Consider the following 23,345-nt stretch of genomic DNA (forward strand, 5'->3'; position numbering starts at 1 on the left):
TGCATCGTCCTGCCTAAGGCTTACCCGCCATCTGGTTCATCGGCAGGAGCTTCATCACCTTTTCGAAGTCGATCGAACCTAGGCCGAAATTGCGGTCCTGTAAATCTTTCAGCCGCTTCGCGGTCGCTGTGACAGCATGCGCAATCTGCTCATCCGTGTGATTGCAGGTAATAAAGAAACGCAGCCGCGCCATGCCCTCGGGAACTGCCGGATGGATGATCGGCAGTGCGTTCACGCCCTCTTCGAGAAGATCGTTGGACAGCTGCACGGCGCGAACGGAATCTCCAACGATGACGGGGACAACGGAGTAACCGGTCGCAAGGCCGGTATCGAGACCGGCTTCCTTCGCAAGTTTCAGGAAGAGCGCGCCGTTGCGCCGCAGCCGCGCGGTACGCTCCGGCTCTTTCGTCAATATTTCCAGGCCGGCCAATGCCGCAGCTGCCAGTACCGGCGCTAGGCCTACGCTATAGACAAAGCCGCCGGCCTCCGCCTTCAAGACGTCCGCTAAGGCCTGGCTTCCAGCTATGTAACCGCCGCAGCTCGATGTGGTCTTGGAAAGCGTCCCCATCCAGATGTCAACTTCATGTGGGTCGATGCCGTAATGTTCGAAGCTGCCGCGGCCGGTTTTTCCGAGCACGCCGAGGGCGTGCGCCTCATCGACCATCAGCCAGAAGCCATAACGCGACCTTAGCTCGACCAGTGCCGGCAGATCGGCGATATCGCCATCCATCGAGTAGACGCCTTCGACAATCACCAAAATGCGCCGGAAGTCGGAGGACAGCGTCTTCAGAACAGATTCAAGGTTCTCAACATCATTGTGCTTGAAGAGACGGCGGGTCGCGCCCGATTGCTTGATCCCGGCAAGCGCGCTGTTATGGATGAACTCGTCATGGATCACGAGATCCTGCGGGCCCATCAAACAGCTGATCGCAGCGACATTGGTCAGGTAGCCGCTGACGAAACAGACCGCAGCATCGACGCCATAGACCTTGGCGAGCGCGTGTTCGAGTTCGACATGCACGGGCCGCTCTCCGGCCACCAGGCGGCTTGCCGAAGCGGAGATGCCAAAGCGATCTATCGCCTCTTTTGCCCGCTGGTTGACGAGGGGATCGGTATTGGTCGCGAGGTAATCATAAGAGGCGAAGTTGGCGAACTCCTTGCCCGACATGACTGTCGTTGCACCCGCCGCCTTGTCATGCGAGCGGTAGAAGGGGTTGCCGATGCCGGCCATCTGCGCCCCGATCTTCTGGGTCATCACCCGCTGGTATTCCGGCAGTTCATCGAATCTTGTCACTTGGCGAACCGGCGGCTGGGGATGGCGGCTCATCCGGGCTGCCCGGTTTCTCCCAGACGACTCGTTGGCGTGCCGCATCTGATCGAGCAGTCCCGTTTTCCGGTCCTGCGCTTTGCCGTCTGGATTGTTTGTCATCTCACATTGCCGCTTTCTGAACGGTTCCAGAATGGCTCTGGATCAGCTGGCTGACAACCTGCTCGGCTTCGCCTGCTCCCTCGTTTCCACTGCTACGGCTAGCCACGCGCTCCCGGAGACGGGCCACAACATCGCCGATGGTCGTGCCATCGCTGATGCCGCTCAGCGGAATGTCGAAACCGGTCTTCTGCTGGAAGCTCATGCCGAGTTCCATCGCCATCAGGCTGTCAAGGCCGATATCCTTCAGCACCTTTTCCGGCGTGATCCCATCTTCGGTGACACGCAGGATCGCCGCGATTTCGGCGGCGACCAGCTTATGGAGAAGGGCCTGGGCTTCATCTGCGGTCTTTCCGGCAACCATCGCCTCGAGATCGATGGTTTCGCTGTCATTGGCCGTCTGGCTGCTTCCCGCCTGGCGCATGATCGTTTCGAAGAGCGATTTCCCGGCAATTGGCAAGAGCCGCGCCGCACTCCAGTCGACCTCGGCGATCATGACGGTCGCACCCTCGATGAGGCCCCGATCGGCGAGAATGTAGCGCTCGACCTGCTCCAGCGCATCGCCCGCCTTCAATGCCGACTTGCCGATCCGCTTCGAAAGCACCTCGTTTACCTCGGCGTTGCGCGCGAGGTACCCTTTGTCTGCAATCGCGCCGAAGCCAACCGCCAGACCGGCAAGGCCGGCTGCGCGGCGTTGGCGCGCCAGACCTTCCAGGTAGCCATTGGCTGCGACATAATTCGCCTGGCCCGGATTGCCGAGCATGGTCGTCGCGGACGAGAAAAGCAGGAAGAGATCGAGGTCGTCATCTGCCGTCAGCCGGTGCAGGATTTCCGCGCCCTTGATCTTGACGTCAACGACGGGCCGGTTGCGTTCTGCCGTGAGGTTTGAAAGCAAGGCGTCGTCAAGGACCATGGCTGCATGGACGATCCCCTTCAGAGGCGCCTTGGTCCGCAATTCGTCAAGCAAAGCGGCGACTGCCTTCTCCTCGGTAATGTCGCAAGCATGCACGCTTGCCGTGACACCCTTCTTTGTCCATTCGGCGATCGCTTTGCGGGTCTCGTCGTCGGCAACGCCCTTGCGCGAACAAAGCGCGATCTTCCGGGCGCCTTTCGAAACCAGCCAGTTTGCGGTCGCAAGGCCGAATCCACCGATGCCGCCAGCCACCAGGAAGATGCCATCGGAACCGAAATGAAGCGCCTTGCCGGGTGCCGGCAGGACCTTGTCCTTGCCGATGACCGGCGGACGGACAACGATCTTGCCGATGTGGCCGGCATTCTGCATCAGTCGGAAGGCGCTGCTGATCTCGTCGTAGCCGAAAGCGCGATAAGGAATCGGCACCAGCTTTCCGGCAGAGAACAGCTCTCCGATTTCGGTGAATATCCGCTTCGTGAGTTCCGGCACGTTGACGAGGAGTTGATCGGCATCGATGCCAAAATAGCTGATATTGCGGCGGAAGGGTCTCAGCCCAATCTTGCGGTCCGAATAATAGTCGCGCTTGCCAAGTTCCAGGAAGCGGCCGAACGGCTTCACGAGTTCCAGGCTGCGCTCCATGGCTTCGGAGAAGAGCGAGTTGAGAACCAGATCGACACCGGCGCCATCGGTAAGGCTGCGGATATCGGTCACGAAGTCGAGGGAGCGCGAGTCGAAGACATGATCGGCGCCAAGCGTTTCCAGGAAACGACGCTTCTCGAGCGTTCCGGCAGTGGCAATCACCGTCGCGCCCTTCAGTTTTGCAATCTGCAGGGCAGCCAGGCCGACACCGCCTGCGGCACCATGGATCAGGATCGTCTCGCCGGGCTGAATGCGGCCAAGCTCGACCATGGCGTAATAGGCCGTGAGGAAGGCGACCGGCACAGTTGCTGCGGCGACCGTATCCATCCGTTCGGGCAGCTTGGTGACGCCGTCCCGGCGAACTCTCACATGCGTCGAAAAGGCGGCCGGGCCGATACCCATCACCTTGTCGCCAACCGCCAAATCGCTGACGCCCCTGCCCGCTTCGACAACACGTCCGGCAAACTCCATGCCGATCGTGGCGCCGGCAAAGCCGTCTTCCAATGCCTCCTCGGGCAGCAGGCCCATCGCCCACATGACATCGCGGAAGTTGAGACCTGTTGCCTCGACCGCGACGACGATCTCGTCGTCGGATGCGGCCGGTACGCCACAAGCTTCCCAAGCGACACTGTCGAGGCGTCCGGCCGAGTGCTGGCGGATCGTAGCCGCGGCATAGCCGCCGGTCATCCGTGCAGACGAAGCCGAAGGCCCGGCAACGGCGCGCAGTTCACGGACCTCGCCGGTTGCCGTGTCGAGCACCCATTCGCGGTTTGCGCCATGCGATCCAAAGATCGAATTCACGATGCTGGAAAGACGCCGATCGCCGGCCTTCGCATCGAGCATGTGGACGTCCAGGAATTCATACTCGTTCTGCAGCACGCGCGCGAAGGCCCAAAGTCCGGAGTTCGCACCGTCGGTCCCCGCGCCGGAAAGCGGCGAGCCGCCGGGCGCAGTAATCAGCAGCTGCGGCCGGCTGTTTTGCGCAGCCTCGCCGGACTGCATGTAGACGGCAAGCGCTTCTGCAAACGCCGCAAATGTGACGAGCCGATCCTGTGACAGCTTCGATGGGTCTTCCTTCGATGCGCACTCGGCATAATAGACCGCACGCACCGGCTGGCCCGCAAACTTGGAGAAGGCTTCGGCATAGGCGGACCTTGGCTGGTCGGCCGCAACGGATATTGTTGCCACCCCGCCGAAGTCCGAGGCGTGGTTTGCGCCTTCCCCGATCACAAGCAACGGACCATTATCGGCTCCGGCAGCCGATGGCTTTTCGGTAACTGCCTTCGGTTGCGCAACCAGCGAAACGAGCCGGCCCTCCGGATACTCGGCTTCCTCGACTTTCGCATCCGCAAACCCAAGCGAATGCGCAAGGTCCTCGATCTGCCGGGCGGTTCCGAGCTTTCCGATCGGAAATTCCGGAGACTGGCTGCCTGCGAACCAGCCGTCCGACAGGCCGAATACGAAGTCGTTGAAAGCGGAAGGCGCGCGCTCGGTAAGGACGAGCGCCGCGCCGTGAGCCGCTGCCTTGCGCACACCAGCCTGGAGCGCCTCGTCGCTGGAAAGATGCTGCTGGCTCTGATCGCCGGCAGCGACAACCAGATCGACTGCTGCCTGATCGCCGAGCTGATCGGGGTCTGCGACAATGACATGCGCACTGTCTTCGAAGGCAAGTTCCAGCGCGCGCCGGGTGTTTTCGCGCGGTTCGGCAATGACGAGCAAAGCGCCGTGTTCGGCTGCCGCCAGGGCAAGCTTGCGGCTGAAGGCGGTCGAGATCGACCCGGCTTCCAGAATCCGACGGGTACCGCCTTTTTTCGCCTTCAGCACGCTATCGACCATGCCGCTTACGACGGAAAGGCGCCGCAAACTCAACGGCGAATGGACGAGAACATGTTCGAGCGTCGCTTCGCTGACTGACTTCGAAGACGGAATGTCGGCGCTCTGTTTGAGGGCTGCGATCTTTTCGAGAGCGTCTCGATGCGCATCGTTGATGAGGACGGCCTCCGCGATGCGGCCGGCATCTTCACCATAGAGTTCCCGCAGAACCTCGCCGACCGGCGGCAGCGTGAATTCTGTCGCAACGGTCCATTTTCCATCACCGGAAGAGGCAATGCCGGCATCTTCGAGGCTGAAGAGGCAGCTGGTGAGGAAGGATCTGAACGCGGCATCGCCGGGAAGATTGCCAACTGCAATTGAGCCATCCTTTGCCGCGACCGCAAGCGCGATCTCATGACAGGCGCGATAGACGGCGGCGTCGAGCAGAAGGGTTGCGTTATTCAGCGCCACGTCCGGGGCGCCGGCAATGACAGGGAGTGCACGAATCTCGGAGGTCGCAGCAAAGCGCGTTGACGGAACGCTCTCATAGTGGAACGCAACGGAATCCAGCGTGTGGTGGCGCCTCAGATATGTCCGGCGGAAGCGGCAATCGTCGAATGCGGCGACCTGTGTGCCGGCATCGTCGAACATCCGAAAACGCACTTTGATCGAATTCTGGCTGAACCGCTCGATCCCGATCGTCGCCTTGACGACCGGCCTTACGGAACGCCTGACGCGAACCGAGCCGAAGCGCACGGGGATATAGGGCGCGCCTGCCTGGTCGCCCGACAACTGATCGAAGAGCGCCACCAGACCGTGAAACGCAGCATCGACCGACATCGGATTCAGATTGTAGCGCAGGTAAGGATGGGCAGGCTTTTGCGCCGTCTTAAGATCGACCTCTATCAGACCGTGCCCGAAAGCGACGGCCTTCGACAATAACCGGAAATGCGGACCATATTGCAGGCCGAAGCGCTCAGCCGTCTCATATGTCTTTTCCGCCGTTAGAACCGACTTGACTTCGCCGGCGACGGGAGCTGCGCGCTCATCGGCCACAGCGTCGATCGTCTTGCGCACCCGGGCAACGGCATGAACGGTCCAGTCGTCATTGCTCAGCCGCTCGCGCGAGCGGATTTCGATGTTGCCGGTTTCGGGAGAAAGAACCGTCGAAAGTTCGGCGATGCGGTCATGCCGCAGTTCCAACGGCCGGACGATCTCCAGATTTCCGAGCTCGACCTCGTCCGTATCATAATACTGCTGAGCAGCCGTGACGGCGATCTCGATGAATCCGCTGCCAGGCATGATCGCCTTGGAATCCACGACATGCTCTGCAAGGTCTGGCATCAGGTTGGCATCGACATGGTTCTTCCAGCTCGATCCGTTCGGATCCGTCCGCCAACCGAGCAGCGTATAAGGCACACGCTGATCGCGGCCGAAGATGTCGATCTCGTCGCTCGTCGGCTGTGGACGCAATTCCACCTTCTCGAACGGCAGCGGCGGAAGTTGAATGAAGGCATTGCGACTGGCGGCATTGCGTGAACGAAGCGGAGAAACGCCATGCGCGACGGCACGCGCGAAGGACTGCGCAACCGGATCGCGGCCGGTTCCGCTTTCGCGCAAAAGCGTCGGGATTACGGCCGCTTGATGCGAAATATTCTTGGCGATGTCCGTCACGTAGTTCGAAAGGATCGGCCGCGGCGAGATTTCGATGAAAAGGTTGCAACCCATTTCCATCGCGGCTTCGCAAGCGTCCTTGAAAAGCACCGGATCGCGCACGTTGCGCCACCAGTAAGCCGTGTCGAGCGTCTGCCCATCTGCATGGCTGCCCGTGACCGTGGAAATGAACGTGCCGACGCCGGCATCCGGCTCGAGATCCGGCAGATCGTCGAAAAATGCATCCTTCGCCCGATCGATGATCGGATGATGGAACGGATAGTTGATATCGAGCACATGCGCCACGATCTGCGCCTTGCGGGCGGCGTCGCGGAAAGCTTGAACCTGGTCTGATGGGCCGGAAATCGTTACTGAATTCGGGGCGTTGATGGCTCCGATGCAGATATCCTCGAAACCGTTCGCTTTTGCAAAGGCTAGCGCGGCATCCGCGCCCATGACGACGGCTGCCATCTTTCCTTCGCCAGCGAGCAGGTCCTGATGCTGCGAACGCTTGGCGACGATCGCCACCGCTTCTGCGGCCGTCAACGCCTTGGCGGCGTAGGCGGCGGCAATCTCGCCGACCGAATGGCCCAAAACAGCATCGGGCCTGAGACCCTGCGCCGAAAGGCAGTCGGTCAACGCCGCCTGCACCGCAAACAACATCGGCTGCGCGATCTTGGTGTCCGCGAGCCGTTCCTGCAGGTCTTTGGAAAAGAGCAGATCGGTCAGCTTTTCGCCGAGGTAATATTCAAAAAGCGCGCTGTAGGACTGGAAGCATTGGCGGAAATGCGCATTTTCGCGATAGGCGTCCACGCCCATGCCCGGCCACTGCGAGCCATTTCCGGCAAAGACAAATGCAACCCGCACGCCGTGGCCAGGTACCTCCCCGCGCTCGCCAGCTGTCGGCTCACCCGCTAGATGAGCCTTGATTGCCGAAAGCACCGCATCGCTATCTTTCGCTTTGACCGCAAAACGGTGGCGCATGGCCTCACGGTTCGCGGCCGCCGAAGCGACGAGTTGGCGCGCCTCCCGCGTTTCGGCCTGTCCAAGACGCTGCTTGTAGTCCTCAAGCAGGCCCTCGAGTGCCGAGGCGCTGTGAGCGCTTGCCATGAAGATGACGCGATCACCCTTCGCCTGCGGCTCAGGCGGCGCGACAGGATCCGGATCGCTGATGACGACATGGGCATTGGTGCCGCCAAAACCGAACGAGTTCACGCCCGCAAAACGCGGGGTTTTCGCAGGCATCAGCTCGATCGCAGAGGTGTTGACGCGAACGTTCAGGCTCTCGAAATCGATGTCCTCATTGGTCCGTTCGATATGAAGAGTTGCCGGCAAGAAGTTGTTTTCAAGGGCAATAACTGCTTTCAGCAGACCGAAGAGGCCGGACGCCGGTTCGGTATGACCGATATTCGACTTGATTGAGCCGATCGGGACCGGCGCGCGACGGTTTTTGCCGATGACGCTGCCGATCGCCCAGACTTCTGCCGGATCACCGACACGTGTACCGGTACCATGGCCCTCGATGAAGGCGATGCGGTTCACATCGATATTGGCGCCTTCGTAAACCGACTTCAGGAGCGCAGCCTGCGCCTCGCGCGACGGGAGAGAAATGCCATTGGTACGGCCTGACGAATTGACGCCCGTTGCATGAAGGCGGGCGTAGCTGCGGTCCCTTTCGCGCAGAGCCTTGTCGGTGCGGCGAAGCACCAGCACGACGCCACCTTCAGCGCGCACATAGCCGTGGCCATTCGTGTCATAGGCACGGCACAGCCCTTCCGGCGACAGCATCCGAGCCTGCGCAAAGCCGACGAAGGAAAGCGGATGCGCCAAGAGATTGATGCCGCCGACGATCGCCGTATCAATGTCGCCGCGATCGAGCGCCCGCACGGCCTGGTCGAGTGCGACCAGCGACGACGAACAGGCTGTATCGATCGTCATGCTTGGGCCTCGCAGCCCGAAGATATGCGAGATGCGGTTCGAAACGATCGAAAGCGTATTACCCGTCATGAAATATGGGCTGCCGGTCGCAGGATCCTCGACGGCCAGATTGCCGTTATCGAGGCTCGATGCGCCCACATAGACGCCCACCTGCTCGCCACTTAAGGAAGCTGCAGGAAGATTGGCATCCTCAAGCGCACGCCAGACAAGGCTCAGCAAGATCCGCTGCTGCGGATCCATCTGCATCGCTTCGCGCTGGGAAAGACCAAAGACAGCCGGATCGAAATGATAGACGTCGGTAAGAACGCCGGCGGCGAAGGTGTAGGTCTTGCCCTGGATGCCTTGATGCGGGTGCCAGTAGCGGGCGAGCTGCCAGCGCTCGGCCGGGATTTCGGTGACGGTGCACGTCCCGTCCTCGAGAATTTGCCGCAGTTCATCCACGGAAGAAGCGCCTGGAGCAACGCTTGCGCGCCCGATAATCTCAATCGTCATGTTCACCCGGTGTCGTTATGGCGGTAGTCGGCAGAGGGTGGATATCAATGCCAGCTAAAGTTCACATCATAAAAGATACGGCTTGTCACCCGAAAAAATCGTATCTGTGGTTGTATTCCCATAACTTTCAATAACAACCGTAACCGATTGTAAACAAAGGAAGGAGCTCCATCGTTTCCTCACGAAGCCCCTTCGAAAAGCACAGCAATGATCAGCCGCTAGATCTAATCGTTAATGTTATTGTAAACTCCGGCGCTCTGCGCAGCAATACCGACCGGTTGCCCGACAATACCCAGGAACATACGTAGATCAACTGCGGGATGACGCGAGATATAAATAACATCGCGATTCTTGACTGGGAACGTCTGTCCGACGATCAAGCTATCCGGATGACTCATGTCGAAACGGTAGACGATCGGATAGCGGCCGACGCTGTCAGGCGCCAATCCCTTATTCAGCAGTTCATGGAACCGCTGGCTTCCAAGCAGGCTCATGACGACATCCGGTTCCTCATAGCGGAACAGGAAGTATCCTTTTGCATCCGTTGCCAGGTCGTTGCCACCTCGACCGAGTGCTACCGCCTCAAGCAAGTTCAGATCGTTCGCACCGAAATTAATGCGTGCATTGAGATTGGCAGTGCCAAGAATTGTAAATGTCCGCGGGTCCTTCGACACGAAAATCCGGTCGCCGGGCTGGACGTAAATGTCCTCCGACGGATTTTCGATAATCGATTTCAGAAGCGCGGTGCCGGTTTTCTTGCCACGAACGAGCGTAACGTAGGCCTCGTAGGGCTGCGCCTGCGAGCCCCCTGCCTTTGCAAGCACTTCGGTGATCTGCTCGCTGACCAAGCTCAGCGGCACCTGGGATGGCTTGCCGACCTCACCAGAAACCGTCACGTTTCGCGACGCCGTGCTGACACTCGTCACGATGACGTCCGGCTCGACGGCTTTGTTCGCCAGTGACGCAAGAATTGCCTTACGGGCTTCTTCAAGTGTCTTGCCCTCAAACTGGACCGATCCTGCATAGGGAATTGCGGCCATACCATCTGGCTGCACTACGATATCGAGGTTCGTCTGCTTCGATTCCGTCGTCGAGAAGAGCCCGTCGCTGCCTGCTTCGAAAATCGTAACCTTCAGGTGGTCCCCGACACCGATCACCACGCGGCCAACGCCACCACCGATGCCAAAACGGCGATTCAGAGCAGTCGTCACATAGTTGGAAACGAGAGTGGCAGAGCGGCTGTCAACGTCGACGATATCAAAAACGGCAGCGTTACGGCGGCCGACTTCTGCAGCGGATCGCCCAGCATCCTTGTTAATTGTATCGGCATGTGGCCCCTGCGAAGGCAACCCCTGGCAGCCCGCCAAGGCGAGGCAGATCAACACAATACTCGATCGAACCAATTGATTTCCCTCAACATCGACAGAACCGCTCTTGCTGGTCGCCGCCGAACTATTTGCAAAAGATTCTAATTGGCACCTGCAAAGCACACTGAACGTCTCACAACAAGCCAATTGGCGGACCGATCCCTAAAAAAATCACAGCTGCGTTATCAATGCCATAGTGCAGTAACGGCTCGACCACCCTCCCGCAAGCAGCCCCAGCCAACTATCTACAATTTGAGTTAAAGGCGCTTAAACAAGCCGGAGTGCGCCAAATCTTGCCGGTCCGCTAAAAGCATCGCGATGACGACCGCGGCGCTTGTGTCCATGCAAGGTCCCCGGTCCAGTTGCTCGGTTGCTAAACTATTATTGACTGCTCAACCGATCCATGCGGCCAACGCGACATAGCGGCAAGATGCCAAGGATCCCAGGTGGCGCGATCTGCGCCCGCGAAGCCGCACTTAAAGCCACTCGCCCTGAACGAAGCTGAAACCCGCGGCGCGGCTTCCAGAGCGTTGGGGTCCTTGTGGGCTCTTTCAATCATCTCGGAGAGTTGCTCATAATACTTGCGCAACTAAGCTTCCATCCTCGCCGAAATCCAAGATATGTTGCTTAACGCGGGCATGAATAACCGCTTTGGCTTGTTCCGCATCTCGCAAATCCACCGCATAGCTATTGCGCAGCAGATACCAGAAGCGTCGAAGGTCGGCAGCTGATACAGCAGTTCGTCCAGGCTGGAACTGTTTTTCGAAGGTACCTGGTTGCTCACAAACGAAGCACGCGGCCATGTAGTCTGAACGACCAAAAACATAGACTGGCTTTTCGTGCAGCAGGGCCTCGGCACCAACGCCGGAGTTTATCACACAGATAGCAGCCGATTTGGCGATGATGCTGTGAATGCTGCCGGTGGCTGAGATGATCCGGCCGGCGCTTTCGTTTTCTCGGATATACCTTCCGATCACTGTCGAGCCACAGAGCGGATGGCGTTTTACGACAACGGAGTAGCCGATCTTCTCACACGTGGTTACGACTTCCTCCATCATTTCGATGGGGCTGCAGTACGCCAATTCCTGAACTGAATCGCCCACCATTTGAAGAGCGATGAAAACAAATCGGCTGGGCAAAATCTCCGCAGCATGAATTGGGTCTTGAGCATATTTAGACAGGTTGCGGGAAATGGTTTGTTCTTGATCTCGCTGAAAAAAGTTGGCGGCAGTCGTAGCGTCCACCTCATCGAGCGGCAGTTCGGCTAGGCTTTTTCTTGAGAATTCCGACCATCCGGAGTAGCCGCCGGTATCAAAGCTGAAGCGTGATGGGCGGTCGGTCTCCTTGAAGTGAAGACCATTTCGATGCCCGGACACCGTGTGATACGAGAAGAAAGGTACCGGCAAGTCTTCGACACCGTGCAGCTTGATCTGCCCCTTCACCCCGTAATCGAGACCGATTGCGTCGAGGTACTCCGCAATGGTCTGCAAAACAAACCTGATATCGGCGCGAAATCCGGAATAGTCGATCTTGTTGGACCGTAAGGCTGCTGATGGGATGATGATGACGGCATCGTGCGTCTGGGTCATCGGAGGGCTCAGCCCAGCGCGCGCTAGAATATCCTGATGTCCGCGTCCGATAAGGCCAGACATCGGGGCAAGTGCATCAATGTCGAGCCGTCCCTCCAACCGGCCTGCCGCTTTTTCCATCCCGCTCTTGCGAAGAGCTTCGACCACTTGCCTTGCTCCTGCCAGATCCAGGAGCCACATCGAAGCCTCGAGCGCCTGTTGAGCGAACCTCGAAAGAAGCTTTGGGTCATTGAGAATTACAGCACGATCGCGAACTATTCGCTCGATCACAGACCTGAGGATGTCATTGCGGCCCGCACTATCGGCTGCGGCCGCAACCGAAGCCGCGAACTGGAAGAGAGGTTTGTCGGAATCGTGCGAGAGCCGCGTCCTACCGTCGACGGCGAACTCCTCGTGCCTACGTTCCTCCAGCAACAAACTTCTCTTGAACTCGGCGACCTGAACCCGCGCAGGAAATGACTCTGCAATATAATCCAAGGCAGAGAGAGCTGCTTCATACTCTCCATTCCTGCGCAGAAGCGCCGCTTCAATAACTGGCAAGAGGTTGCGATCGAACCGAGGCGTCCTCATCAACTCGTCGGCGTATCGAGGATCAACGTGTCCGAGAACTTCGTAGAGGAATAACCGCATCGAATCCGCACCCGGCGTCTCCCGGTTGCTTAGATCAATGAGGATTTTGACTGCCTTTTCGAAATTTTTCTGCTGACAGGCAATATACATCCGGCCGTCGCAGATACGGCGGCGGTGCGCCGGCATCGGCAGAAAGCGAACGACGAAAGCAAGGGCAGCGAGGACCACGCCAAGGCCGCCGAGGAATTTCTTTCTCTCGATCAAATCTTGAACGTGTTCCGCCAATCGGTCGATCAGGTACTTCATTGCATCTCGGTCTAGTTGCTTACAGTCGCAAACGCGAGTTCGCGCCATCAGCTTGACGGCACTACGTCTTACATCCCGGACGTAACGCGTTGTGGTCCATCCCGCAACAGAAGCCTCTCCTGCATCATCGAGGATCGAGCGGGCCTGCCGTACCGACGTCCTTCCAGATTTTGCCGCCTTCATAGCGCTCCCGTGGGCCTTCGCGTCAGGAGATAAGAGCGCGAATGAGGGGAACCGTCGAGGTGGCCCTTTTTGTGTCTTGGCTACATCATGCAACTCAACACATAATGTGAAGCAACCCTCCGTTGCTAATACGCCTTGATGTCGAATACTCGGCTCTGCTACCCGGCACTTGGTTCAGACCGTCTTGTCAGATTGACGAGATCTTCTCGCCGCTTGACCTGTTAATTAATGCGCAATTGCATTGGTTCGAATACCGCCGAGGAGGTCTACGACGCAAGGTGCTTGCCATGCCGCTTCGTTTCGACTACCGGATTTGAAATTACGCGTGTCGGAGTTGACCCATTACCCTCCTCCACGCCGGTATGCTAGAAGTGTCGCAGAATGCGTGCGCGTTATGGCAATAGGATCGACGCAACCGTTTTTGGACAAGTTACGTCTTTGAGACCTCCTATTCGACGGAGCAGAAACGCGGTATCTCATGGCTAATGCAGTCAGATTAATCATCTCCTCGCTCTTTGGCAGTGCACTTCGCCAGTCGAAGAAAGAGCCTGCGTTTGTTTTAGGGCTGAGCGCGTGGCGCCCTTATCTTCGCGATTGGTTCGAGGGTAAAAAAATCTACAAATTCGGACGCAGCATCTCTTGGTTGCGATTCTATCTAACGGTGGTTCCGCTGATCCTGGCTGATCCCCGTTCTAAGGTCTATGTATGGGCATACAAACACCCGGACTTTATTAAGAATTTTTGTCGCGCTTGGGACGTTCCCTTGATTAGAGTTGAGGACGGCTTTATCCGATCGGTTGCTCTTGGTGCAACGCGGGCGCCTCCGCTCTCCCTGTGCTTCGACTCCTCCTCGCTTTACTTCGACGCGACTGAACCATCAGACTTGGAAATAATCATTCAGACGCACGACTTTGATACCGACACCGAGACAAGGGCGCGTGCGCGCAAGGGCATTGAAAGGCTCATTGCCTCGAAGCTCTCCAAATACAATAATTCTCAGAATGCAGCCGTTGAAGAGCTATACGGTCCAAAGCGTCGTCGCCGCGTTCTTGTTCTGGGGCAGGTCGAAGATGATGCGTCAATAAAGTTGGGCTGCAATAAGAAATTAAGCAACAACGATGTCGTTCGAATTGCGGCAGCGGAAAATCCCGATGCTCAGATTATCTACAAGCCGCATCCAGAAATACTTCATGGAACAAGGCCCGCCCAGTCGAACCCTGATGCGGTTCGAGATATAGCCCTTATTCTGGATGACGATATAAGTTTGGCAGATAGCCTTGAGACGGTTGACCATGTTTATACAATTACCTCCTTATCCGGCTTTGAGGCATTGCTACGCGGCATCAAGGTTACCTGCTTGGGGATGCCTTTCTACGCCGGTTGGGGCCTCACAGACGATCGTCAGATCTGCGAACGGCGAACGACCAAGCGATCGGCGGAGGAGCTCTTTGCCGCGGCATACATTTTATATGCCCGTTATTTCGACCCAATACGCCATTGCGAAATCACGTTCGAGGAGGCATTGGAGCTTTTACGATCAATGAAGCAACAACAACTCGACGATCAACGGCCCGCGCAAGTCGTTCCTGTTTGAACTTAGGCGGCACATTCCTTGGCGGCACTCCAAATAGTGCTGCGCGCTAGCTTTTTTGTGCCAGCCAGACAAGATGCCCTGCTATTAGGAGCTTCTGAAAGTTCTTTTCTTCAGTTTAATGATGGAAAAGGCATCGACTTGCGCTGAAGAGTCGCTTGGTACTTTCCCTTTAATATTCCCATAATCTTCTCCCCAACTACGCTCGTAGCGCCTTGCTTTTCCAGACATGCTTAGCGAACGCAATAGGACGCCTTGTCGCCGCCTTTCTCATAAAGTGGCGGGCAAGGACAATATCCCCATTATTTTGAGCAAATCGCCACGCGAGCATATCCATACGAAACAACCTCATCTCACAGAAACGATCGCCGTATCGCCTAAAAAGCGTCCGATGCTTGTCGAAAATGATCTGATTGCACTCTCGGATTTCGAGGGCTTTCCGACCCTCGTCGGATTTGTGATATGCGCAAAGCGGTTCGGTCTTGGTAGCGTTATAAATTCGTCCGCCATGCATCTGAAACCGGATAAAGAAGTCGAGGTCCTGCATTCGTGGCAGGCGCTCGTCAAACCAACCAACATCCTTGAATGTGGCAGCCGGCCCTATCAGGGTCCATAGGTAGGCACGCAATTGGGATCCTATTAAAAGAGATTTCAATTGGTCACCATCTACCTTTTGGACGCGCCTGCGCCGCAATCCACCGGTCCAAACCCAGTCGTAGTTACAAGTAACCCAAAACGGATTTCCGCCGTTGGTTTGTTCAAGCTCGGCGAGCTTTTCGAACTGTTTTTCGAGTTTCAACGGGTACCACTCGTCACCAGCGTCAAGCCATGCGACATACGGGCTCTCAATAGCAGCCAGAAGGACGTTTCGTGTATACGGGCGCCCACGGTTTTCCTCATTTTCTATGATTTCAATCTTGAATGAGAAACTAGCGGCAACTTCTCTCAGCTTTGTTTTCGTAAGGGCGTCCGAACCATCATCGGCAATTACCACGCGGACTTGCCCCGGCCAGGTCTGGGCTTCAATTGAACGCAAGCTTAAGTCGAGCCCTGCGGTGTCATTAAAATGCGGTATGAGGATGTCGAGCTCGGCCATCAGGCAGCCTTCCCAATAAGTTTACCTATCAAGCTCATCCAACGATGACGATAGTTGTCCACTGTAAAATCTGCAACCGACTGCGGGCCATTCTCCGCCAGCGCCTGGCGCAGTTCATCATTCGCCATCAAAAGTCGAAGACCTTCGGCAAGTCCATCTGTTCCGGACCGCTTGCGAACAGCTACGCCGTTGTAGCCATCTTTGACGAAATTGCTTAACCCCGGGCAATCATCATAGAAAACCACCGGCGTTTTGAGATAGAGTGCTTCCGCCGGGGCTAGGCCAAATCCTTCGTGGTGGGCTGGATGGCAGAATATCGAGCTTTTTGCGTACACCTCGCCCAAATCACTGTGGTGTCCAAGAAGTTTGAAACTCTCACTTATTCCCAAGGCCTCGACTTCGTTACGCAAGTCGTGGCCCTGCGGCCCCGTCCCGAACAGGTGGACTTTCCAATCTGGAAAGTCGGCAGCAACCTCTCGCCATGACCTAACCAACTGAAGATAATTCTTAACAGCAGCAAGACGCCCCGCAGCTACTATTATCTTCTCGCGCGTAGGCGCCGGAGTATGCGATGAAAACTCCGGCGAAATATAATTCGGGATGGTTACAATCTTATCTTGAAGATGGGGCGGGAACCAGTTGCGAAAGTCGTCAAACAAAACATGGATGGCGGCCGCATTGTCGAGTGCCTTCAGCCGCATGTCCCTATCGAGCGGATTGGGATCCCATCGCGCAGGCGACTCATAGTCCTCCTTGGGTACATTGTGGTTCGTAGCAACGACCTTTGTATTTGTCTTCTCACCTGCAACGAGTGTAACCGTGTTTGCGGACGGCAGAAGGCTTATTGCAAGGTCGGGCCTATTATATCGAAAATAGTTTTCTAATTGCTCAAGGAAAAAGTCGTGTTTAACAATCCAGTTAGCTCTATTACGCCAAGATTCGGGTACAAAGTTAAATGACGGCAGTGCTTGAACTCGCCTCTGGGCTTTTGTTTTAGTTTTTCCGCAAAGATTTATAACTTCAACTTTCGGATTCACGGGATAAAAGGGGCGCTCTGGTTTCTCGTCGAAGTGAAGACATGTCACCCGAAAGCCCTCATCTGAGAGCATATTGGCCAGCTCGCAATAAATCCTCTCGGCTCCACCGCTACGCCCCGCCAAAAACCTTATGACTATGACTATATGCCTGCCGGTCTCGAATTTTCGCAATACGATACCCCCGTACGTTGATATGGGCGGCATCCTCCATAGCAAGGGGGAGCGGGTCAAGTAGACGTTGAAAATCTTAAACAGGAAAGGCGTACTTGAAACGCGGCTCGGGGAGAGACTACGATTGGAAAGAATATGCAGGAGCTACTTTGAGAGATTCTTCACACGACGACTTTTTGCGCAAGTCGTATAGGCGGACCTATGAACTTCCGTCCGATCAGCCAACCTGCGACGTCAGTGTTGTCATCCCAACCTTTAACAGATCGAAGTTTCTTCACAGAGCGCTCTCGAGTGTGCGAGCTCAAACTGTGACGCCTGCCGAGGTTATAGTAATTGATGATTGCTCTAACGAGGCGGAGGCGTCGGCAACGGAGCAGATCGTCGGAGAATTTTCTGAGCGGTTGAATTTAGTATTGTTGAAGAACAGCACGAACAGAGGAGCAAACTACTCCAGAAATATTGGCATACACATTGCTAAACATAAATACATTGCTTTTCTTGATAGCGACGATTTTTGGATGCCAGAAAAACTTGCCAGACAGATGGCAATACTTGAGACCAAAAAAGAGGAAAAGAAAGCGACACTTTGCGTCACTGGCCGGTACAGGGTCTCTGCAGAGAGTGGACAAATACTGGCTCGTCAGTTTGTACGAGCGAGCTTCAGTCGCGAAGCGATTATCCGATCAAACTTTATCGGCACACTATCTTCGGTTCTGGTGGACGCGTCATTGGCGCGAGCCGTCAACGGCTTCGACGAATCGTTGCCTGCTTGCCAAGATTGGGAGTTTTTTATTCGCATTTCGGAGAGCGTCAATTTTATCTCGGTTAGCGCTCCCTTATGTGTATACGTTGAACACCATGAAAATAGAATAAGCGCTAGCAACAGGCATCGCCTTCGTGGCCATCTTTTCATAAAGCGGAAATACATTAACAATTTGGAAGACAAAGCTGACCTCTCGGCGTTCTATCGCAATGTTGTGGAGGAGTTACAGCTTCTTGGGCGAAGTCGCTTAGCAAAAAAGCTCTATATTAGAGCCATGACTCAAGGTATCTTCCCGGCCTGGAAGCAGTCACTTGCGGAAGCGTTGCTGCATACCTACTACGCGTGGCGTCGAATGCCGATCTTAAAGACAGTCAGATACTTATCCTACAGAGAGAAACTTGCAAGGCTCGAGAGCAACATTGGAGAGATTTCACAGCTCCGTAGAGATCAAAGCTTTATCTCCACAGCGTTCCAGCGTTGGTAGACACATGACCACCGCTTTCGCGTTGATAGCGCGTGATGCGGTGCTCGTGGCAGCCAGAGCGTGGTAGGCAGAACGATTTCAGCCTCATGTACAGAGCGCCGGACGGCGCCTGATAGTTTGTAAGCGCGCAGGCGACCCCACGTAGCTCGATATCGCTCATTTTCCGCATGAATCATGCGGGGAGTCCTATGAGCGTCTTTGAGATCATGTCGGCTGTCTTCTCCTCTGCAAGTCAGGCCGCGAACGGTTTGTTCATAGACGGCGCTCGGGCAACGGCGGGATCTGGGAACTACAGCGGCGCTATCGAGTGGTCTCGGCTTGGCTCAAGCAGACGAGCGGCGGCTATCGCCGCGCGTCAGGGATCAGCCGACGATAAGGAAGTAGGTCTGTCCTTCCAAGTTGGCGATGTGAGCACAACTGCGAACGAGGCGCTTTTGGAGGCTATGATATTGCTTCACACTGGGCGGCTGAGTCTGCCAATGCTACCGGCATTGACGACCTATGCCGACAATACTGCCGCAACGGCGGGCGGTTTATCAGTCGGAGAACTCTATCGGACTGCGACCGGAGCGCTTGCAATTCGCTTCTAGCGTGTGTCGAATCTGTATTGATCCGATCGCCCTTTGACCTGTAAAGGTGGCTTAATATTATGGAGGGCCACGTCTTGAAGATTGCATTTGTCATCCAAAAGATTGCCGCTCGCAGTGGTGGCGCTGAGAGAGTGCTGATCGAAACAGCCAACGAATTGTCCCGCCGCGGTCATGATGTGCGCATCCTGTCTCACGAAAATCGCGGCGTTGATCCATTCTATAAGCTTGGCGAGGGAGTTAGACACACAAACCTTTTCGATCGTCCGATAGAGCGTAAGGCCAAGGATCGATGGAAGAGACGGGAGACCTTCCGTGAAAACCTTCCCGTATTCTTCCCGATCCGCCATGTGAAATGGCATATGACGCATGGCGGGTTCATCAGGGAACTCAAACGGTTCATTAAGAACGAGCGGCCCGACGTTCTGATTCCATTTTTGCCCGCCGCGATCACCCCCTGTGCCTTGGCAGCGAAAGGGACTGGGGTAAAGGTTGTCGCTTCGACGCATAACGAACCAAGTCAGGATTACGATAACCCGAAGCGCTGGGACGCGAACCCCATCGACATCAAGCTTCGGCGCAAAGTACTTGAATACTTGGATAAAATCCTTGTTCTACTACCATCGTACAGGAATTACTACCCGGAAAACTTGCATAGCAAGATCGACGATATGCCGAACCCCGTTGCGCCAGTCGAGCCGAGCAGGCTGGATTCCGTTACACGAGAGAAGCTTATTCTTGGCGTCGGCCGTCTAGCGGGGGTTAAACGATTCCATGTTCTTATCGAGGCATGGCCGCACCTTGAACAGACGTTCCCCGACTGGCGGGTGGAGATATATGGCGACGGTCCGGAAAAGGCAAACCTTCAAAGCCTGATAAACAGGCATGGTCTGAAGGATAAAATATTCTTGAAAGGAGTCACCTCCCTGATCGGCGACATCTACCTTAAGGCGTCTGTTCTCTGCCATCCTGCCGAATATGAGGGCTTCCCTCTGGCAGTTTGCGAGGCGCTTGCTCACGGACTTCCAGTGATCGGATTTTCTGATTGCTCAGGTGTGAACAGTCTCGTTCACCATAATACAAACGGGATTTTGATTGAGGCCGGCACTAATCGCGTGAATAGCATGCAGTCCGCCCTAGCTGAGCTATTGCCAGATCGGGAACGTCTCTCTAGGTTCAGCGCCGCCTCTCCTGGGAGCGTCGCTCAATACCGGCCCGATCTCATTTACGATAAATGGGAGAGAGTCGTGAGCGAACTTGTCCCTGAAGAGAACGACGAGGCTTGGTCCGAACGCACAGTGGGGGTTTGATGAGTACGAAAGAACAGCGCCAGCAGTTGAAGGCGAAAATGCCGGCCGCGCGGCTGAGCATGCAGCATACGGAGAATTGCCGCGTTTTGCCGAACCGCGGTGAACTGCTCTATCGGCTTCCGAATGGTGGCGTAGTGGCAGAGATCGGCGCGGCCTTTGGCGACTTTACGGCGCAGATCTTCGAGCGCAACAAGCCGAAGCAGCTTCACCTCATCGATGCATGGGACAGCGATCGCTATCGCGCGGGCATGGAGGATATCAAGACGAAGTTCAAGGATCAGATCGACGCCAATCGACTGAAACTTCATCAGGGCCTTTCCATCGAAAAGCTGCCCGAGTTCGAGGATGGGTTCTTTGATTGGGTCTACATCGACACCAATCACTCATTCGGAACCACTTGGAAAGAGCTGCAGATCTGCGACAAGAAGGTAAAGCGCGGCGGGCGTATCGCCGGGCACGACTTCTGCACCGGCAATGTCGTCGATCCTGTGCCTTATGGCGTCGTCGAGGCGGTGACGAAATTCTGTGCCGACTATGGCTGGCAATACGAGTTCCTGACCGTCGAACACCACGGTCATTTCTCTTTCTGCCTAATGCGCCTGTAACCAGCACGGAGATCCTCGATCGTGACCCTCGACGAATACGCAATTGAGTACGGGACTGACAAGGCGTCGACCCACCACAACTACACGGCTATCTATGAGCGTGTGTTTTCTCCGGTGCGGGAGAGCACCAAGGGCCTGCTGGAAATCGGCATTGGCGGTGTGAACTATAAGGGTGTCGCTGGCAGTTCGCTGCGCATGTGGGCCAGTTATTTCAGTAATGCCCAGGTGGTCGGCGTCGACATCGACCCGTCGGCCGACAAGGACTACGGCGACCGGGTATCTGTCGTGATTGGCGACCAGACGCGCCGGTCTACGCTTGACAAGGCGCTCGGTTTGCTTCCGTCGGTGGACATCATCGTTGACGACGGCGCGCACATCAACAATCTCACCGTCGCCACCTTCGAATACCTCTGGCCCCGCTTGCGGCCAGGCGGAATTTACGTGATCGAGGACACAGTCTGCGTTGGCGAGCTGCGGCTCGGAAACACGCGCGCCCAAACCGAGCAGCTTGTTCTCACGCTCCTGCGTGGCTTGGAAGTCAATGGCCGGATCATGGCGAAGGGCAACGCTGCCGATTTCTACAAGATCAACCCGGACTACGTTTTGAACGATTACGAACGGTGGGTTGAAAGCGTCGAACTCTATCGCGGTGTGTACGTGATCCGCAAACGCGAAAAATAATGACGACATACAAAGCAATCCCTATTGAGGGCGTCACTGCCCTCAATAGCCATTTCGGCGGGGTCAAATGGCATGGAGGAAGTCTTTCACTAGATTACTCCATAACTGACAAGCCAATGATCGTCCGGGCGATGATCAAGGATTGCGTTATTTTTCGACTGTTGACTGATTGCTCTCTTCCGCCTGAAGAAGTGGAGGACCAACACGGTCTGTCCAGAGATCATTTAGCATATGCTGTGCGAGGGGCATATTTCCACAGCCACCACGCTGAATCCGTCTTTGATGGCAATGTTGGTCACTACCGGTTTGTCACACAGATGAGTGTAGTGGATGTGTTGTCTCGGTCGCGGCCGGTCATTAGGGCTCTAGGCGTTCTAAGTTACGAAGACTGAAGCATGAACCCCGCTGTACGGGCGGGGTTTTTCTGTATTCATGTCGAGGCGGCGCATTTACTGCAGCAAAAGCGATCGCTTGTCTTGAATGAAGACGGTGTTGCTATTGATACCCTTCAGAACGTGCAACGGGATTTTGTACCGAATAGACGTCGCTTCATTCAAAACCTTGGAAGCATCATACGGGTTCAGGCGGAATACTTTTCCTATGTTCCGGTCCAGATCGTCAGCGCCAAATTTTCTTACATGGTCAAACTGACCGAACCTCTTTGTCCGATCGTCGTTTGTGATCTCATTAAAATCGCATTCGTACCGTCCAGGGAGGATAGGCAGACAAAAGATATGTACGCCGTTGGGTTTTAGCGACCGATGCAGGTGCCAAAGGACCGATGTAATGTCGCACGGGATGTGTTCCATGACGTGAGAGTGAATGATTACATCATAGGTTTCGTTTAGTAGTTTTTCTGTGTCCGTGATTAAATCGAAGCGTCTGACCATCAGATCTTCTGGGTAAATTGACGGCCGCAGGTCGATGGCGTCATACCCCTCTCCGACGATTGCTCGGATGTTGCGACCTACGCCTGCTTCTGGCGCGATATGCAGTACCTTATGCCCCTCCTTGATAAAGCCTTCCTTGTTGAGCACAAGCTGGAGAAGCCGGCTCCTTTCGAGGCTGTTGCAGGAGGCACAGCGGACCTTGGGCCTGCTTTTGATATCGAGGAATTCGCTTCCGCCGCAGACGTTGCACTCGTAATGGGGATCGGCTGTCTCGTGTTTCACGGGTTCAGCGGTCGTCCGGGTGTTCATGTCGTGTTCCTCTCATGCATTGACTTGTCGACTGCTTTTAGTCAAAAGCGGCATGTCGGCACAACAGAATTGTGAGCCGTCGTAAACGATCATTCCTGCCTGGAAGTAACTTTGCAATGGTGGAATACAAGCGCATCGAAACTGACGCCCCTGCAACATTTATGGAATCCAAGTTAAGGAGAGCCGGCTGGAAAGATGGCGCCTTTTTCGCAGAGTTTGACCTCGGGAAGTCTGGCAACACTCTCGTTGCATTATTTTCCAAGCCAATCACAACAAGAGTCCATGAAACGCTAGCCGTAACCGACATAGAACCTGGTGAGCATCGAGGCGTTAGCCGAGATCACATGATATACGAAGTATTCGGTTCAGTGTTTTGGCGGGATCACGTCTTTTCCCTCAGAAGCCAAGAGGGCACTGTAAGGCATTTCCGCTTCTTGGTTCGGGGGCTGTGTATTGACGTGCTCTCTACCGAGCCTCCCTTTATACGATTAAGTTCCAATGTGCAGCCTTCCACCCACCTTAATGGGGATTGAAACTCCGCATTGACGACTACCCAAGCCCCGCCTTCAAACGGGGTTTTTCTTTGCCGCCTAACCTCAAGGAACATCGTCATGACTGAATGGCCGACACAATCGGGTGTGCGGAGCTTTTTCGGTGAGCCCGGAAGCCCGCAGGCAACCGCAGGGATGGTCGATCTCGCCTATCCGATGAAGATCGCGTGGGACAAGAGCCAGATCATCCGTCGTTTCCGCTGCCATGCGAAGGTGGAAAAGGCGCTGGAAGCTCTTCCAGCTGGCTGTGGACCGGCCCGACCTCCGGCGATTGCGTACCGTCAACGACGTCGACAAAGGGCACCACTACCGTGATCCGCAAATGAGAGAATTTTGTCTTGCATTATGCCGATTAACAAGATTCTCCAATTGCAGTCAGCAT

The 23,345-nt window shown here is 55.8% G+C and carries 13 protein-coding genes; 6 read left to right on the forward strand and 7 right to left on the reverse strand.

The genetic code is table 11. The features are described 5' to 3' along the window. Nucleotides 1–13: 13 nt before the first annotated feature. The 4 genes from N2599_RS29415 to N2599_RS29430 form a co-directional block, all read right to left on the reverse strand. Complete coding sequence (locus tag N2599_RS29415; protein ID WP_027512748.1) at nt 14–1,429, reverse strand: aminotransferase class I/II-fold pyridoxal phosphate-dependent enzyme; 1,416 nt, start codon at nt 1,427–1,429, stop codon at nt 14–16. Nucleotide 1,430: 1 nt separating this feature from the next. Next, a complete protein-coding gene (locus tag N2599_RS29420; RefSeq protein ID WP_027512747.1) occupies nt 1,431–8,873 on the reverse strand; it encodes a type I polyketide synthase in 7,443 nt (2,480 codons plus the stop codon). 224 nt (nt 8,874–9,097) lie between these two features. Beyond that, the gene (locus N2599_RS29425; RefSeq protein WP_027512746.1) at nt 9,098–10,276 is read right to left on the reverse strand and encodes a polysaccharide biosynthesis/export family protein; all 1,179 of its coding nucleotides are present in this window, start codon (nt 10,274–10,276) and stop codon (nt 9,098–9,100) included. A 536-nt stretch (nt 10,277–10,812) separates the two neighbouring features. Continuing rightward, on the reverse strand, nt 10,813–12,705 hold the full coding sequence (locus N2599_RS29430; RefSeq protein ID WP_027512745.1) for a capsular polysaccharide export protein, LipB/KpsS family: 1,893 nt from the start codon (nt 12,703–12,705) through the stop codon (nt 10,813–10,815). A gap of 661 nt (nt 12,706–13,366) precedes the next feature. Between N2599_RS29430 and N2599_RS29435 the strand changes: the two genes are divergently transcribed. Next, complete coding sequence (locus tag N2599_RS29435; RefSeq protein WP_084606614.1) at nt 13,367–14,482, forward strand: capsular polysaccharide export protein, LipB/KpsS family; 1,116 nt, start codon at nt 13,367–13,369, stop codon at nt 14,480–14,482. Nucleotides 14,483–14,678: 196 nt separating this feature from the next. Here N2599_RS29435 and N2599_RS29440 read toward each other — a convergent pair whose 3' ends face one another. Then, nucleotides 14,679–15,575 carry a glycosyltransferase family 2 protein gene (locus tag N2599_RS29440; RefSeq protein WP_027512743.1) on the reverse strand — a complete coding sequence of 299 codons (897 nt, stop codon included), beginning with the start codon at nt 15,573–15,575 and terminating at the stop codon, nt 14,679–14,681. After that, on the reverse strand, nt 15,575–16,783 hold the full coding sequence (locus N2599_RS29445) for a glycosyltransferase (protein WP_027512742.1): 1,209 nt from the start codon (nt 16,781–16,783) through the stop codon (nt 15,575–15,577). The genes N2599_RS29440 and N2599_RS29445 overlap by 1 nt, the downstream gene beginning before the upstream one ends. A 95-nt stretch (nt 16,784–16,878) precedes the next feature. Between N2599_RS29445 and N2599_RS29450 the strand changes: the two genes are divergently transcribed. The 4 genes from N2599_RS29450 to N2599_RS29465 all read left to right on the forward strand — a co-directional run bounded on the left by N2599_RS29450 (nt 16,879) and on the right by N2599_RS29465 (nt 21,213). Next, on the forward strand, nt 16,879–18,030 hold the full coding sequence (locus N2599_RS29450) for a glycosyltransferase family 2 protein (RefSeq protein ID WP_051336751.1): 1,152 nt from the start codon (nt 16,879–16,881) through the stop codon (nt 18,028–18,030). A gap of 664 nt (nt 18,031–18,694) precedes the next feature. Further along, nucleotides 18,695–19,927 carry a glycosyltransferase family 4 protein gene (locus N2599_RS29455; RefSeq protein ID WP_167333936.1) on the forward strand — a complete coding sequence of 411 codons (1,233 nt, stop codon included), beginning with the start codon at nt 18,695–18,697 and terminating at the stop codon, nt 19,925–19,927. After that, complete coding sequence (locus N2599_RS29460; RefSeq protein ID WP_027512738.1) at nt 19,927–20,532, forward strand: class I SAM-dependent methyltransferase; 606 nt, start codon at nt 19,927–19,929, stop codon at nt 20,530–20,532. The genes N2599_RS29455 and N2599_RS29460 overlap by 1 nt, the downstream gene beginning before the upstream one ends. A 21-nt stretch (nt 20,533–20,553) precedes the next feature. Beyond that, nucleotides 20,554–21,213 (forward strand): class I SAM-dependent methyltransferase, encoded by a 660-nt coding sequence (locus N2599_RS29465; RefSeq protein ID WP_027512737.1) that lies wholly within the window; start codon nt 20,554–20,556, stop codon nt 21,211–21,213. Nucleotides 21,214–21,662: 449 nt separating this feature from the next. Here N2599_RS29465 and N2599_RS29470 read toward each other — a convergent pair whose 3' ends face one another. Continuing rightward, nucleotides 21,663–22,412, reverse strand: a complete 750-nt coding sequence (locus tag N2599_RS29470) for a class I SAM-dependent methyltransferase (RefSeq protein WP_027512735.1) — start codon at nt 22,410–22,412, stop codon at nt 21,663–21,665. 611 nt (nt 22,413–23,023) lie between these two features. On the opposite strand from N2599_RS29470, the gene N2599_RS29475 reads away from it, so the two are divergent. Then, the gene (locus N2599_RS29475) at nt 23,024–23,278 is read left to right on the forward strand and encodes a hypothetical protein (protein WP_156915344.1); all 255 of its coding nucleotides are present in this window, start codon (nt 23,024–23,026) and stop codon (nt 23,276–23,278) included. Nucleotides 23,279–23,345 lie beyond the last annotated feature (67 nt).

Source organism: Rhizobium sullae (assembly GCF_025200715.1).
Lineage (GTDB): Bacteria > Pseudomonadota > Alphaproteobacteria > Rhizobiales > Rhizobiaceae > Rhizobium > Rhizobium sullae.

Bases quoted from the DNA above. Each gene is read 5' to 3' on its own strand.
- N2599_RS29415 (WP_027512748.1), bottom strand. From the start codon at position 1,429: ATGACAAACAATCCAGACGGCAAAGCGCAGGACCGGAAAACGGGACTG.
- N2599_RS29420 (WP_027512747.1), bottom strand. From the start codon at position 8,873: ATGACGATTGAGATTATCGGGCGCGCAAGCGTTGCTCCAGGCGCTTCT.
- N2599_RS29430 (WP_027512745.1), bottom strand. From the start codon at position 12,705: ATGAAGTACCTGATCGACCGATTGGCGGAACACGTTCAAGATTTGATC.
- N2599_RS29435 (WP_084606614.1), top strand. From the start codon at position 13,367: ATGGCTAATGCAGTCAGATTAATCATCTCCTCGCTCTTTGGCAGTGCA.
- N2599_RS29440 (WP_027512743.1), bottom strand. From the start codon at position 15,575: ATGGCCGAGCTCGACATCCTCATACCGCATTTTAATGACACCGCAGGG.
- N2599_RS29460 (WP_027512738.1), top strand. From the start codon at position 19,927: ATGAGTACGAAAGAACAGCGCCAGCAGTTGAAGGCGAAAATGCCGGCC.
- N2599_RS29470 (WP_027512735.1), bottom strand. From the start codon at position 22,412: ATGAACACCCGGACGACCGCTGAACCCGTGAAACACGAGACAGCCGAT.
- N2599_RS29475 (WP_156915344.1), top strand. From the start codon at position 23,024: ATGACTGAATGGCCGACACAATCGGGTGTGCGGAGCTTTTTCGGTGAG.